Genomic DNA, 14750 nt, shown 5'->3' with positions numbered 1-14750 from the left:
GATCTTGACGGATACTTGCATAACTCGGTTCACCATCACCCATCCCACTTGTGCACAATCCGTGATGACGAAATCCACAGGGCTCACCGGTATCTGTCACAAGCTTTGTCATGGCGTTAATTTCATGATTATTCGCATGAATTTTCCCTTATCCACAGAAATCAAGGTGCCTAACAACAGTAATAAATATCTTTGAAAGAATTTTAAAAAGACCTTACAGATTCTATTACTCGCCATGTCGGTTAGTACCCATGCCAGAATCTTGCCTGACCAAACCATAACCATTGAACTTGCACCGGTATTTGACTAGAATGCCGCTCCTGTTTTGGCTGTCTATTTTCCAGCCACTGATCAATGTCCATCGACGATTTGTGAGAACATCACCATGAAAAGAACATTCCAACCGAGCGTCCTGAAGCGCAAGCGCGTTCACGGTTTCCGTGCCCGTATGGCGACAGCCAATGGTCGCAAGGTACTGTCTCGTCGCCGTGCCAAGGGCCGTGCACGCCTGTCTGCGTAATCTGAAGCCTGCCTCATGAAGGCCTTGACGTTTCCGAAGTCTCACAGACTGTTGAAACCTTCGGATTACAGCAGGGTCTTCAATGACGTAACGCTGAAAGTTCCGCACAGGAATTTTCTGATCCTGGCCTCTGCCAATTCATTCGGACACGCCAGGGTCGGATTGATCTTCTCCAAGAAGAATCTTCGGCTCGCCGTTCAGAGAAACCGGATCAAGCGTCAGGTAAGGGAAACCTTCCGGCTCCAACCAGATCTGCCAGGCCTTGATATCATTGTGCTCGGCCGCCAGGGGCTGGATCGGCTGGATAACGATACGGTCCGTTCCTCACTGAATGATCTTTGGCATCGGGTAAAGAAAAAATACCGGCAGTCCACGCCTGATCAATCCGTCGGCAATCCCAGAGGTACGGAGTAATGCGTCAACTCCTGCTCTTGCCCATCCGGTTCTACCAGTATGCCATCAGTCCGATGATGGCCAGCCATTGCCGTCATTACCCTACCTGTTCACAATACGCCGTCGAGGCCATCCAACATCACGGACCTCTTAAAGGCGGTTACCTGGCAACAGCCCGGCTACTCAGGTGTCATCCCTGGGCAGAAGGCGGTTATGATCCGGTACCGGGAACGGAACTGAATACGGCGCCTCGCTCCGGCCAGGCCTGCAATCCGACAGAAAGCACTCATTCCACTACTCAGACCAGACACTAAGTTTATGGATATTCAACGCATTGTTTTGTTTGCCGGCCTCGCCATTGTCAGTTACCTGATGGTACTTGCCTGGAACGAGGATTATCACCAGCCTCAAACAGAACAGGTTGCCGAGGCGCAATCTTCCTCAGACAGCAGTGCTACCAACAGCACCGATGACATGATCCTGCCTGAAGATAACAACGCAGGCGGCGAAGAGTTTGCAACACCGGAGACCGGCTCACTGGCGTCAACCTCCGCCAACAGCGATCAGGATCTGGCAGATCGTTTTATTACCGTGACCACGGATGTTTACGAACTGAAGATCGACCGCGTAGGCGGTAATGTGGTTGACAGTTCCCTGTTGCAATACGACGAGTCTCTCGACAGCGAACAGCCACTGAAACTGCTGACCAATACCCGCACCCGCACCTATCTTCTGGAAAGCGGCCTGATCGGTCGCGATGGCCCGGATGGCAGCCAGGCCGGTGAAGCTCCGGTATTTCAGGCAGAAACCGGCAGTTACCAGCTCGCGGAAGGGGAAGATGAACTGACCATCGACCTGGTGTACACCACTGACAGCGGTGTAGCCATCACCAAACGCTATCATCTGGCCCGCAACAGCTATCAGATTGATGTCAGCTACCTGATCGACAACCGTTCAGAAAGCCCATGGCAAGGTAACTTCACCGGCAAGATCGTGCGTGATCAGGCGCCGGATCCGACCTCCCAGGCCAGCATGGGAATCCGGGCTTATCTGGGCATGGTGATCAGTACCCCGGAAGATCCGTATGAGAAGTACGATTTCGAGGATCTGTCAGAGAAGCGCGTCAATCAGTCGGTCACTAATGGCTGGCTGGCCTTCCTGCAGCATTACTTCCTGACCGCATGGGTACCCGAGCGGGACCAGAAAGCCCAGTTCCAGACCACCCGACGGGGCGATCTCCATGTTATGGGCTTTGTTTATCCTGCCACGACGGTAGCACCGGGTGAGACCGCAGAAGTGGGCGCCACTGCTTATGTCGGTCCCAAGATCATTGATCGGCTGGAAGCTCTGGCTCCGAACCTGGATCGCACCGTTGATTTCGGCTGGCTGTTCTTCATTTCCCTGCCGCTGTTCTACATCCTTGAATGGTTCTATGGCCTGGTCGGTAACTGGGGTGTCGCTATCATCCTGCTGACGGTGTTGGTAAAAGCGGTGTTCTTCCACCTCTCCGCCACCAGCTATCGCTCCATGGCGAAAATGCGCGCGGTCGCTCCGCAACTGACCCGGCTGAAAGAGCTCTATGGCGACGATCGCCAGCGCATGTCCCAGGAAATGATGGCGCTGTACAAGCGCGAGAAAATCAATCCGCTCGGGGGCTGTCTGCCAATACTGGTGCAGATGCCGGTGTTCATCTCGCTTTACTGGGTACTGTTTGAAAGTGTCCAGTTGCGTCATGCGCCGTTCATGCTGTGGATTCAGGATCTGTCCCAGATGGACCCGTACTTCATCCTGCCAATCCTGATGGGCGCCAGCATGTTCATCCAGATGAGCCTGAACCCGACGCCCCCGGACCCCATGCAGGCCAAGATCATGAAGCTGATGCCGCTGATCTTCACCGTGTTCTTCCTGTGGTTCCCGGCCGGTCTGGTTCTGTACTGGCTGGTGAACAACATTCTTTCGATCTCCCAGCAGTGGTACATTACCCGCAAGATCGAAGCGGAAACGGCAGGCAAGAAGTACTGATTCAACAGTGCTTCTGACCTGACAAAGGCTCCCTTGTGGAGCCTTTGTCATTTCTATTTCAGGAAAATCAAGATGCAGCCAGCGACTGACACCATTGCCGCCATCGCCACTGCCCCGGGCCAGGCCGGGGTGGGGATTGTCCGGGTGTCCGGACCCAGAGCCATGGCCATTGCCCGCACCATGCTGGGCTTTGAGCCAAAACCCCGGTACGCCCATTACGGCCCGTTCCGGGATCGGCAGGGAGAGCTCATTGATGAGGGCATCGGTCTGTACTTTCCCAACCCGCATTCCTTTACCGGCGAAGATGTGTTCGAGCTTCAGGGCCATGGGGGTACGGTGATCCTGGATATCCTGTTGCGGGAAGTCTGCAGCCTGGGCGCCCGGCTGGCCCGGCCCGGTGAATTTTCCGAAAGAGCGTTTCTCAATGACAAGCTGGACCTGGCTCAGGCTGAGGCCATTGCAGATCTGATTGAAAGCAGCTCGGAACAGGCGGCCCGCTGCGCCGTGCGTTCCATGCAGGGGGTGTTCTCCAAACGTGTGGATAACCTGGTGGAGGCCATCACCCATCTGCGCATCTACGTGGAAGCGGCCATCGATTTTCCGGAGGAAGAGATCGATTTCCTGGCCGATGGCAAGGTTGCTTCTGACTTGCAGGGTCTGCTGGAGCAGGTGCAGCAGATTCTCGGTGAAGCCCAGCAAGGCACCATTCTGCGGGACGGCATGAAAGTGGTTATTGCCGGCCGGCCCAATGCCGGCAAATCCAGCCTGCTGAACGCCCTCGCGGGTCGGGAAGCGGCGATTGTCACCGCCATCGAGGGCACGACCCGGGATGTGTTGCGGGAACATATCCACATCGATGGTATGCCGCTGCACATTATTGATACCGCCGGGCTGCGGGACAGCCCTGACGAAGTGGAACAGATTGGTATTGCCCGGGCCTGGGAAGAAATCCGACAGGCTGATCGTATTTTGCTGATGGTGGATGCCACCACCACCGACAAAACCGAGCCCCATGAAATCTGGCCGGATTTTATTGATCAACTGCCCAGGAGCGCGCCGGTGACGGTGATTCGTAACAAGGTGGATCTGTCTGGTGAACCGGTCGGCATCAGCGCAGAGCCCCATCAGACCGCTCCGGTGATTCGTCTGGCAGCAAAAGCCGCGGAGGGCCTGGAGGTCCTGCGGGAGCACCTGAAAGAATGCATCGGCTTTGCCAGCACTACCGAAGGTGGCTTCCTGGCCCGGCGCCGGCACCTGGATGCCCTGGAACGTGCCCGGGATTCCCTGCTGCAAGGCCAGACCCAGCTGGAAGGTTACGGCGCCGGTGAATTGCTGGCCGAAGACCTGCGGGCCGCTCAGGATGCCCTGGGGGAAATCACCGGGCATCTGACCCCGGATGAGCTTCTGGGTAAGATATTCAGCAGTTTCTGTATCGGGAAATAATTCAGGAAGAAGCCCTCAGCCCGCTCTGGCTCTCGGGTGTTCCCTTACGAAAACAAACAGTTTATCTGTAAAACAACGTTAAAAGCTCGGGTAAACTCCACTACTGTCTCATCGTGCCGCTGCCTGTGCAGCGGACCAAGTCATTCGTGGTAAAGGAGATAACCCGTGCGCAAGTTGGCCTCTCTGTTAGCTGCCACGCTGGTGTTTGCCGGCGTTTCTGTGCCCGCCCTGGGCTCAGACAAACTCTACATCTACACCGAGAACTTTCCTCCGTACAACATGAGTTCCACCGGCCGTGCCTTCGAGCATAACGGCGATGGCATTGATGGACTGTGCACCGAGATGGTGAAAGCGGTGCTGCAGGCGTCCGGGCTGGACTATGTCATCAAGCTCCGGAACTGGGATTACGGCTACAACCGGGCCCTGAACAAAAAGAACCATGGGATCTTCTGCACCACCTATACCGAAAGCCGGGCACCGCAGTTCAAGTGGGTAGGGCCATTGGCGAACAACCTGTGGACCATCTTTGCCCCGGCCGGCACCAACCTGCAGATCGACGATCTGGAAGATACCCGGGGTTTGCTGTATGCCGGCTATCGCGGTGACGTCATGACCGAATACCTGCTGGAGCGCGGCTATAAGGTCTCGGAGATGGAAAGCGACGATCTGAACCCGAAGCGCCTGGAACTGGGGCAGGTTGACCTCTGGATTGCGGACCAGCTGGCCGGGCCCTATTTTGCCTCCCAGCAGGATGTGGAAGGGCTGGTTCCGGTGTATTCGTTCAACAAGACCGAACTGTACCTGGCCATGAACATGGAAACGCCGGACGAGGTGATCCAGAAACTGAATCAGGGCCTGGAAACCATCAAGAACAACGGAATCTACGAGGCTATTGAGACCAAGTACGGCCTCTGATCAGAGCTTTGTTCCATTGCAAAAGGGGAAGCCACTGGCTTCCCCTTTTTCGTTATTGGGCCATCGCTTAACCGGTGCGGCGCAGATCCGGTGAACGAACCGGGCGCAGGGCCTCGGTATGGCTGCGATTGCCCAGAAAGTCGGGCCGCGGTTTGTTGCCGCAGAATGGCTGTTCCAGACGGTTTTCCACACTGTTGTAGACGAAGAACAGATTGCTGCGGGGCCAGGGTGACATATTGGCATTGGAGGCATGCAACGTGTTGCACTCGAATATGATCAGAGAGCCCGCTGGCCCGGTAGGCGCCTGGATGCCGTACTGATCGGCCATCTTCTGCAGGTCCTGCTCGTTGGGGACCCCCAGCTCCTGCTTTTTCAGTGAGGACTGGTAGTTGTCCTCGGGCGTGCGGCCGACACAGGGCACAAACGTTTTGTGGGTGCCGGGAATCAGCATCAATGGGCCGTTGAATGGTGTGTTGTCGGTGAGGGCGATGGAAAAGCTGACGGCCCGCATGCGCGGCATACCGTCCTCGGCGTGCCAGGTCTCGAAATCCGAATGCCAGTCAAAGCCCTTGCCGTGGAAACCGGGTTTGAAATTGATGCGTGACTGGTGGATGTAGGCATCACTGCCCAGTAGCTGGTGCACCATATCCAGCAGGCGGGACTCCCGGGTCAGTCGGTCAAAGCGATCAGACAGTTCGTGGATCCCGAAAATAGAGCGGATTTCCTGCTTGCCCGGCTCAGTAATAGTGCCTTCGGAACGCAGGATGCTGTCGTCATTCTCATAGGCTCGCAGGTCGTCCCGGAAACGTTTGACCGTTTCCTGATCCAGAAAGTTGTTGAATACCAGAAAGCCGTCCCGTTCATACCGGGCCAGTTCAGTTTCGCTCAACGGCCCATTGTGGCGGTCGGTTCCCTGGCTGTGGATAACCGGGTCCTTGCGCTCGAAACTCTCTGCCGGGCGCTCGAGGCGGGTGGGATAAAAGTCGTCAGTACGATTGTCCATTTTCGAACCTCCTTCTTTTATACGCGAGAATGGTGATGTCTCTAAAAGTCGTTAAACCTCAGTGCATTGTGAGAAAAGTGGTAAGGCAGGGGGAAAGTTGAGGTCGTATCAACGGGATTTCAACCCCGGTTTCCGGATGGTCATGAACAGGCAAAAATGTCCCGGGCAGAGCCCGGGACGGGAAAATACCGGAGGTTAACCGGTAAAGGCCATCTCTTCTGGTGCCACCTGCATGAGGTTGCGGGTCGGGCTCAGCATGCTGGTGGCGTGGGCCTGGGCCCGGGGCAGCAAGCGCTCATAATAGAACTCGGCGGTCGCCAGCTTGGTGCGATAAAAGGCGTCAGATTCATCGCCGCCGTTTTCCAGTTTATCGCTGGCCACCGCCGCCTGGCGTAGCCACATGTACGCCATGGTCACGTAGCCGCTGTACATCAGGAAGTCGTTGGCGGCGGCGCTGACCACGTCGCGATCCTTGCGTGCTGCCAGCATCACGCGCACGGTCAGCAGGTTCCACTGGGCGGTCAGTTTCAGCAGCTCCACCGCCATCGGCCGCAGTTGTTTGTTGGTCAGGTGCTTGCGGGCAAAATTGGCCACCTTGAGGGTGAATTCCCGCACTGCTCCGCCCTGGGTCATCAGTAAGACCTTGCGCCCGAGCAGGTCCAGGGCCTGGATGCCGGTTGTACCTTCGTACAGGGTGGCAATACGGGTATCCCGGACAATCTGCTCCATACCGTGTTCGCGGATGTAGCCATGACCGCCGAACACCTGCATGCCCAGATTGGTGGCCTCACAGCCCAGCTCGGTCAGGAATCCCTTCAGGATTGGCGTCAGGAAGCCGAGTTTGTCGTCATATTTCTCAACCTTGGCGGTATCGCCTGCGGTATGCGCTTCCACCATATGGTCCGCGATCTTGGCGGCGTAATAGAGCATGGAGCGGCCGCCTTCCGCGATGGCTTTCTGGGTCAGCAGCATACGCCGGACATCGGCATGGTGAATCAGGCTGTCTGCAACTTCATCCGGCTCTTTCTTGCCGGACAGCGCCCGCATGGATCGGCGCTCCCTGGCGTAATCCAGAGCCCACTGATAGGACAGCTCGGCGGGGCCAACCCCCTGAATTGCCGTACCGATGCGGGCTGTGTTCATAAAGGTGAACATGCACTCCAGGCCCTGATTCTCCGGGCCGATCAGATAGCCGGTGGCGCCATCGAAATTCATCACACAGGTGGCCGAAGCCTTGATGCCCATCTTCTTCTCCAGCGCGCCGCAACTGACGGCGTTGCGCTCACCGACACCGCCCTGGGCATCGGGCAGGAACTTGGGCACGATAAACAGGCTGATGCCTTTGGTGCCTTTCGGGGCATCCGGCAGACGGGCCAGCACGATGTGAACGATGTTTTCGGTCAGATCGTGCTCTCCTGAGGAAATGAAGATCTTGGTGCCTGTGAGTTTGTAGCTGCCGTCGGCCTGGGGTTCGGCCCGGGTTTTGACCTGGCCCAGGTCGGTACCGCACTGGGGCTCGGTCAGGCACATGGTGCCGCCCCAGCGGCCTTCAGTCAGCGGCGCCAGATAAGTCTGTTGCTGCTGCTCATCGCCGTGCAGATAGATGGTGTTCATGGCCCCCAGGGACAGGCCAGGGTACATGGAAAAGGACCAGTTGGCGGTGCCCATCATTTCCTGCTTCAGCAGGCCCATGGAGGCTGGCAGGCCCTGGCCCCCGAATTCCTCCGGTGCCGACAGGCCCTGCCAGCCGCCCATCACATATTGCTCGTAGGCTTCTTTATAGCCCTTAGGGGTGATCACTTCACCGTTTTCCAGGTGGCACCCTTCTTCGTCGCCGGACTGATACAGCGGGCTCAGCACCTCTTCGCAGAAACGGCCGCATTCGCTCAGAATGGCGTCGACAATGTCGGGCGTGGCGTTCTCACCGGAGGCCAGTGTCTGGTAGTGCCGCGGGTAATCGAATACGTCATTGAGCAGGAATTTCATGTCCCTCAGGGGCGCTTTATACACAGGCATAGCCAGTCCTCACATGCATTGATCATCCGGAATTGGTTGGGCCAGAAAGGCCACTGTGTGTGCAGTTGTACGGTATTCCCGGCGGGCTGCCATTGACGGAAAGCGCTGGTGCTGATGTCAGAATGGACAATTGGCTGAAATGACGGTTGGGCCCGGGGACTGATCGGGCACGGCCATGGGTCCGTAATGCTGTAAACGTTCTGTTGCTATCCGGTAGTCGCCAAGGAGTGTAAAAGTCATGCAAACGCAGCCTTTCCCCGGTCTTTTCCATGGTCTTCGAAGCGGTGGTCTTATACTGTTAATGACCCTGATGCTGGCAGGGTGTGCCGGGCCGAATCTGGAGGATTATCAGGGCCAGGCACCGGAGCTGGTGCCCTCGGAGTTTTTCCGGGGCGAACTTTCGGCCCGGGGGGTGGTCAAGGACTACGCCGGCCAGGTTATCCGTACCTTCGACGCAGACATTGTGGCCAGTTGGGATGAAAACGGTGTCGGTACGCTGGATGAGGTGTTCCGTTTCAACGACGGCGAGGTCCAGACCCGGATCTGGACGCTGACACCGGACAACGGCAGCTATCACGCCAGCGCCGGCGACGTGGTGGAAGCCGGCACCATGCGCTGGCAGGGCAACGCCATACACATGAATTATGTCCTGCGGGTGGCATACGGCGATGGCACGATCGATGTCCGGATGGACGACTGGATGTACCTGGTTACTCCCGACACCCTGATCAACCAGACCACCATGAGCAAGTGGGGTGTCGATGTGGGTGAAGTGGTGTTGGTGATTCAGAAACGTGAAAGCGGGGCTGTCCCGCAGAACTGAACTCGGAAAGGTTTGCGATACCCATGTGGAAGCAATGGCTGATTGCGGTGGTACTGGTTGCAGCGGGTACCGGAAGTGCGGTGTTCTTTCTGGCGATGGATTCATCGTCCACAGAACAGGCCGGTGAGGAGCCGAGGGCCAGCAAAGTCAGTGCAGTGGCGCCCAGATTGCAGCAGGTCAGGGATGAGATTCGTTCGGTGGCCAACCTCAAGGCACTGAATGCCGTGGAATTGACCACTGAAGTCACTGGCCGGGTGGTGCAGATCAACCTCGAACCCGGACAGAAAGTATCTCAGGGCGATGTCCTGTTACGTCTGGACGATCGTCAGGCCCGTGCCGATCTCCAGGTGATTGAAGCCCAGCTGGCCGATGCCAGGCGGCAACTGGAGCGGGCCCAGCGTTTGCGCTCCAACAATAGCGTGTCCCAGTCCCAGGTGGATGAACTGATCACCGCTGTGAGTGTGGCTGAAGCCCAGCGACAGGCTGCCCGGGTGCGGCTGGAAAACCATCGCATTGAAGCGCCGTTCTCCGGTGTGGTGGGCCTGAGCGACATCAGCGTGGGGGCATATCTGCAAGCGGGCACCACCATTACCACGCTGGACACCACCGATCGTATGGAAATGGGTTTTGCGGTTCCGGAACGTTTTGTCGGCCAGGTTCGGGTAGGCCAATCGGTGATTGCCTCCTCGCCGGCATTCCCAGACGAGGTCTTCCGGGGAGAGCTGGTGGAACTGGCCACCCGTATCAGCGAATTGAGCCGAACCCTGTCGGTGCGAGCCATTATCGATAATCCGGACGGTCGTCTGCGGCCGGGCCAGTTCATGTCGGCGTCACTGACCCTGCAGGAACGGGAAGGGCTGGTGATTCCGGAGCAGGCAGTGATGATTCGTGGCGACGACAAGTATGTGTTTGTTGCCGAAGACGGCGTGGCACGCCGGGTATCGGTGGCGACCGGTTCGCGCATGCCCGGTCTGGTGGAGATTACCTCCGGCCTGACCCTCGACGATGCCGTCGTGATAACCGGGCAGGATCGCCTGAGCACCGGCGACCGCATTGAAGTACAGAGTAACGCCCAGGCGATTCCGGAAAACCGGTTTGCCCGGACCGTGGAGTCCTGATCCATGGTGTTGTCCGATGTCTCCATCAAACGCCCGGTGTTTGCCACCGTTCTGAGTCTGCTGATTGTCGTATTCGGCGTGGCCGCCTTGCTGGGCTTGCCGGTTCGGGAATATCCGGATATTGATCCGCCGGTGGTTTCGGTGTCCACCGATTACACCGGCGCTGCGGCGGAAGTGGTCGACACCCAGATTACCCAGGTGATTGAAGGGGCCATCAGTGGCATTGAAGGCATTCGCTCCATCGAATCCTCAACTGAACAGGGTGAATCCCGAACCTCAATAGAATTTGATACCTCCCGGGATGTAGACATTGCCGCCAACGACGTGCGCGATGCGGTGTCCCGGGTTCTGAACCAGTTGCCGGATGAGGCCGATCCCCCGGTGGTTCAAAAAGCCGATTCCGATGCCCGGCCAATGATGTGGATAACTCTGATCAGTGACGTCTGGGACAGTGCCGAACTCAGTGACTTCGCCGATCGGGTACTGGCAGACCGGTTATCGGTTCTGGACGGTGTTGCCGATGTCCGGATTGGCGGTGAACGCCGTTACGCCATCCGGGTCTGGCTCGACCGCACCCGCCTGGCGGCCCGCAACATTACCGTTGCCGAGGTAGAGCAGGCACTGCGGCAGAACAACGTGGAGTTACCGGCCGGTTCAGTGGACTCCTCCACCCGTAACTTTACCGTGCGCGCAGAAGGGCGGTTGTCCAATGTGGAAGATTTCCGCAATCTGGTGATCCGCCGGGATGGCAACGACCTGTTGCGCCTGGGCGAGGTTGCCAATGTTCAGGTCGGGGTGGAATCGGATGTTGGTCGTTTGCGGGCCAATGGCGAAACCGCTATCGGGATGGGGGTAATCCGCCAGTCCAAGGCCAACACGGTAGCGGTGTCGGATGCGGTGAAGGCGGAGCTGGTGAAGATTCGCGAGACCTTGCCGCCGGAAGTGCGTATTGCCGAGAGCTATGACGAATCGGTGTTTATCCGGGCTTCGATCAAAGAGGTTCTGACCACGCTGGCGATTGCGGTATCGCTGGTAATACTGGTTATCTTTCTGTTCCTGCGCTCCTGGCGCGCGACCCTGATTCCGGCGGTCACCATTCCGGTGGCGGTGATCGGTGCGTTTATCGGCCTGGGTTTCCTGGGCTTTTCCATCAACGTGCTTACCCTGCTGGCCATCATTCTGGCCATCGGCCTGGTGGTGGACGATGCCATTGTCATGCTGGAGAACATCCAGCGCCGCATCGATGAAGGCGAACCACCTCTGCTGGCGGCTTACCGGGGCGCCAAGCAGGTAGCTTTCGCGGTGATCGCCACCACGCTGACACTGGTGGCGGTGTTTGTGCCCATCTCGTTCATGGGCGGGAACGTGGGCCGGTTGTTTGCGGAATTCGGCTTCACCCTGGCCGCCGCCGTGGTGGTTTCCAGCCTGGTTGCTCTGACCCTGGCGCCGATGCTCTGCTCCAAGTGGCTCCGGCACAGTCCCGACAGTGCCGAGGGGCATCGGCTCTGGGCCTTCAGTGAACGCATCCTGAATGGCCTGACGAATGGCTATCAGAGAATGCTTCGCTTCTCTCTGAACCAGCCGGGCCTGTTGCTCGGGCTTGGTATTGTCGGGCTGATCATCGCTGTGGTGATTTTCCCCCGGTTGCCCCAGGAACTGGCCCCGACCGAAGACCGCGGCGTGATAATCATGCCCGTTAGCGCGCCCCGGGGTTCGACGGTTGAATTCACCGATCACTTTGTCAAACAGGCCGAAGAGCGGCTGTTGCCCTACCTGGATGACGGTATCGCTGAGCGATTCCTGTCCATCGTCGGATTCCGGGATGAAGAAGACAATGCCTTCATGATCATGGGGCTGGTGCCCTGGGAACAGCGGGATATCAAGCAGCAGCAGGTCACCACCGAGATCCGCGACAAGCTGTCTGACATTTCCGGGGTGCGGATCAGTGTCATCAATCCGCCGGGGCTGGGCCAGCGCGGCTTCAATCAGCCGGTGGAGTTTGTCATTGCCGGCCCTGACTACGAGTCGGTGCAGGCCTGGAGTGAGGAGATCGTTGAACGGGCAAAGGAAAATCCGAATCTGCTGAATGTCGACACCGATTTTGAGCTGACCCGGCCGGAACTGAAGGTCAATATTGACCGCGACCGGGCAGCGGATCTGGATATCACCATCGAAGACGTAGGCCTCACCCTGCAGACCATGCTGGCCTCCCGGCAGGTAACCACCTATCTCGATCGGGGCCGGGAATACGACGTCATTATCCAGGCGGACGATGCCGACCGGGCCACGCCCGGTGATATGGAACAGATCTTCCTGCGGCCTCGGGCAGGTGGGGAACTGATTCCACTCAAGGCCCTGGTATCTGTGGAAGAGATCGGGGCCAATCCGGATTTGCGCCGGATTGACCGGCTGCCGGCGGTGGTGGTGAGTGCGTCCCTGGCCGAGGGCTATGACCTGGGTTCAGCGCTGACCTACCTGAATAACCTGGCTGTGGATAACCTGCCTCCGGAGGCCCGGCTCAGTTACAAGGGCCTGTCCCAGGAATTCCAGGATTCCTCGGCGGCCATCTACCTGACCTTCGGGCTGGCGTTTATCATCGTGTTCCTGGTGCTGGCGGCCCAGTTCGAGAGCTGGATCCACCCGCTGATTATCATGCTGTCGGTACCGCTGGCGGTGACCGGTGCGCTGATCGCACTGGCTTGGTCCGGCATCAGTCTGAACATCTACAGCCAGATCGGCATCATCATGCTGCTGGGGCTGATGGCCAAGAACGGCATTTTGATCGTGGAATTTGCCAACCAGCTTCGGGACAAGGGTTACGAGGTGAAAGAAGCCATTCTGGAAGGTGCCAGCCTGCGCTTCCGCCCGGTACTGATGACCACCATATCTACGGTGTTCGGGGCGGTTCCGCTGGTGATTGCTACTGGTGCCGGGGCCGAGAGCCGGGCGGCCATCGGCATGGTGATCCTGGGTGGCCTGATTTTCGCCACCACCCTGACCCTGTTCATTATCCCGGTGTTGTACAACCTTTTAGCCCGCTTTGCGAAATCCTCGAACGCGGTGGAGCAGGAGCTGGAACGCCTGGCAGCGGGCCCATCCGGTGGTAGCAGCTCGGCGGCGGTGCCACAGCGCAAGGCGGACGATTTCTGAACCCTACCGGCTGAATCCCGGCATCAAAGGGTGTCCGGGAACAGAACCTGACCGTCCAGGACCTCATCCGGGTGGATATCCACGCAGAAGATCCGGTGGCCCTGGGCCAGTGAGGTGCCGGTGGACAGGGTAACGGTTCGTCGGGCGTCCGGAAGGGCCACGTAGGGGCGACTGCAGCTGATGTGTTGCGGTCGCTCCAGGGCGTTGCGGAAATATTCCCGATGGCTCCAGCAGGCGCCAGCGGACTGATACAGCGGGTTGAATGCGGCATTCCGGGAAGCCCCGGATTGGGCCAGACTGCCTTGCTGGACCCCTTTTTGATCAAGCAGGAAGCATCGCCGTACGCCCTCCATTTGCAGCAGAGGCCGGCATACCCGATCAAATTCTTCGCCCCGGGCCAGGGCATGGCAGGCATCCATGATTTCGAATCTCAGCAGCTTGAGATAGGTCTCGCGGGTCCTGAAATCGTTCTGGCACCAGCGTTCGGATTCCGACATGACCTGTCGCAACGCGGTTTCGGCGGTCTGCGTCAGTTCTTCGGACCCTTGCCCCGGTCGGGCAAACAGAAAGCCCTGCAGCAGATCCGCTTCGGTGGCCAGCGCAATGTGGGCCTGGGCATTGTTCTCGATGCCTTCAATCAGCACCAGGCTGCCACTCTCGCGAATCATCCGGACCAGGCTGTTCAACAGCAATCGCGCGCGGTTGTGATCCTGGGCGTTCATCAACAGAGACCGGTCAATCTTCACGATCAGCGGGTTGATTCGCCACAGGCGCTCAAAATTGGAATCACCCATGCCAAAGTCGTCGATGGCGATCTGGAATCCCCGGGCCTTGGCTTCCTGGACGAACTCCAGCAGCGTGGCGCTGTCCCGGGAGGCGGTCTCCACCAGCTCCAGCACGATCTTCTCCGGATGCACGCCCAGTTGATGGCAATGGTCAGCCAGTACAGACAGGTAGTCGTTATGGTGGAACAGAGTGTCCGGGTTGATATTGATAAACAGCCAGATAGGTAGGTTGGTCTGGGTGAAATTCTCCAGATGCAGGTTCAGCAGGTGCCGGTCCAGTTCCGAGGTGACGCCCTGAATGCTGGCCTGCTCGAAAAGCGAAGGCGGCGGTACTGGCTGATTACCACGACGAACCCGTACCAGTGCCTCGTAGCCGACCATCTTCTGATGGGTGGGGCTGAGAATGGGTTGATAGACCGACCGGAAATCGTGATGTTCGATAAAGCTGGCGGTTTTGCCAGAGGGGCGGTGCCGGTGCTCGGCAAGTCTGAGAACGCGCTTCATGGTCAGGAACCCTTGTACTGCCTGTTCGAGCCTTCCTGGCCATGGTTGAGAAACTGCA

The 14750-nt window shown here is 58.1% G+C and carries 12 protein-coding genes; 9 read left to right on the top strand and 3 right to left on the bottom strand.

Annotated features, from left to right (window positions below; translation table 11 throughout):
• The first annotated feature begins 385 nt into the window (after nucleotides 1-385).
• The 6 genes from rpmH (at nucleotide 386) to MARHY_RS18320 (ending at nucleotide 5293) form a co-directional block, all read left to right on the top strand.
• Nucleotides 386-520 carry a 50S ribosomal protein L34 gene (gene rpmH, locus MARHY_RS18680; protein WP_008940054.1) on the top strand — a complete coding sequence of 45 codons (135 nt, stop codon included), beginning with the start codon at nucleotides 386-388 and terminating at the stop codon, nucleotides 518-520.
• Nucleotides 521-535: 15 nt separating this feature from the next.
• Nucleotides 536-934: a ribonuclease P protein component gene (gene rnpA / locus MARHY_RS18335; protein WP_014423153.1), complete on the top strand. Its 399-nt coding sequence runs from the start codon at nucleotides 536-538 to the stop codon at nucleotides 932-934.
• Nucleotides 934-1227, top strand: coding sequence for a membrane protein insertion efficiency factor YidD (yidD, locus tag MARHY_RS18675; RefSeq protein ID WP_011787297.1), 294 nt, complete (start codon nucleotides 934-936; stop codon nucleotides 1225-1227). The genes rnpA and yidD overlap by 1 nt, the downstream gene beginning before the upstream one ends.
• A gap of 4 nt (nucleotides 1228-1231) precedes the next feature.
• Nucleotides 1232-2935 carry a membrane protein insertase YidC gene (yidC, locus tag MARHY_RS18330; protein WP_014423152.1) on the top strand — a complete coding sequence of 568 codons (1704 nt, stop codon included), beginning with the start codon at nucleotides 1232-1234 and terminating at the stop codon, nucleotides 2933-2935.
• Between the two features lie 72 nt (nucleotides 2936-3007).
• The gene (gene mnmE, locus MARHY_RS18325) at nucleotides 3008-4378 is read left to right on the top strand and encodes a tRNA uridine-5-carboxymethylaminomethyl(34) synthesis GTPase MnmE (protein ID WP_041655303.1); all 1371 of its coding nucleotides are present in this window, start codon (nucleotides 3008-3010) and stop codon (nucleotides 4376-4378) included.
• Nucleotides 4379-4543: 165 nt separating this feature from the next.
• Entirely contained in the window at nucleotides 4544-5293 is a 750-nt protein-coding gene (locus tag MARHY_RS18320; RefSeq protein WP_014423150.1) for a substrate-binding periplasmic protein, read from the top strand.
• Nucleotides 5294-5360: 67 nt separating this feature from the next.
• Here the strand turns inward: MARHY_RS18320 and thpD are convergent, their stop codons facing one another.
• Nucleotides 5361-6296 (bottom strand): ectoine hydroxylase, encoded by a 936-nt coding sequence (thpD, locus tag MARHY_RS18315; RefSeq protein ID WP_014423149.1) that lies wholly within the window; start codon nucleotides 6294-6296, stop codon nucleotides 5361-5363.
• Nucleotides 6297-6491: 195 nt separating this feature from the next.
• Entirely contained in the window at nucleotides 6492-8312 is a 1821-nt protein-coding gene (locus MARHY_RS18310) for an acyl-CoA dehydrogenase C-terminal domain-containing protein (RefSeq protein WP_014423148.1), read from the bottom strand.
• Nucleotides 8313-8622: 310 nt separating this feature from the next.
• Here MARHY_RS18310 and MARHY_RS18305 point away from each other — a divergent pair, with 310 nt between their 5' ends.
• Genes MARHY_RS18305 through MARHY_RS18295 form a run of 3 tightly spaced genes read left to right on the top strand, consistent with a single transcriptional unit; the run spans nucleotide 8623 to nucleotide 13403 of the window.
• Nucleotides 8623-9135: a DUF3833 domain-containing protein gene (locus MARHY_RS18305; RefSeq protein ID WP_014423147.1), complete on the top strand. Its 513-nt coding sequence runs from the start codon at nucleotides 8623-8625 to the stop codon at nucleotides 9133-9135.
• A gap of 23 nt (nucleotides 9136-9158) precedes the next feature.
• Nucleotides 9159-10253: an efflux RND transporter periplasmic adaptor subunit gene (locus MARHY_RS18300; RefSeq protein ID WP_014423146.1), complete on the top strand. Its 1095-nt coding sequence runs from the start codon at nucleotides 9159-9161 to the stop codon at nucleotides 10251-10253.
• A gap of 3 nt (nucleotides 10254-10256) precedes the next feature.
• Nucleotides 10257-13403 (top strand): efflux RND transporter permease subunit, encoded by a 3147-nt coding sequence (locus MARHY_RS18295; protein WP_014423145.1) that lies wholly within the window; start codon nucleotides 10257-10259, stop codon nucleotides 13401-13403.
• 23 nt (nucleotides 13404-13426) lie between these two features.
• Here the strand turns inward: MARHY_RS18295 and MARHY_RS18290 are convergent, their stop codons facing one another.
• Entirely contained in the window at nucleotides 13427-14692 is a 1266-nt protein-coding gene (locus tag MARHY_RS18290; RefSeq protein ID WP_014423144.1) for a sensor domain-containing phosphodiesterase, read from the bottom strand.
• Nucleotides 14693-14750: the final 58 nt, after the last annotated feature.

Source organism: Marinobacter nauticus ATCC 49840 (assembly GCF_000284615.1).
GTDB lineage: Bacteria > Pseudomonadota > Gammaproteobacteria > Pseudomonadales > Oleiphilaceae > Marinobacter > Marinobacter nauticus.
The sequence above is the reverse complement of the archived record's forward strand: the minus strand, read 5'-3'. Positions and strand labels throughout refer to the sequence as shown.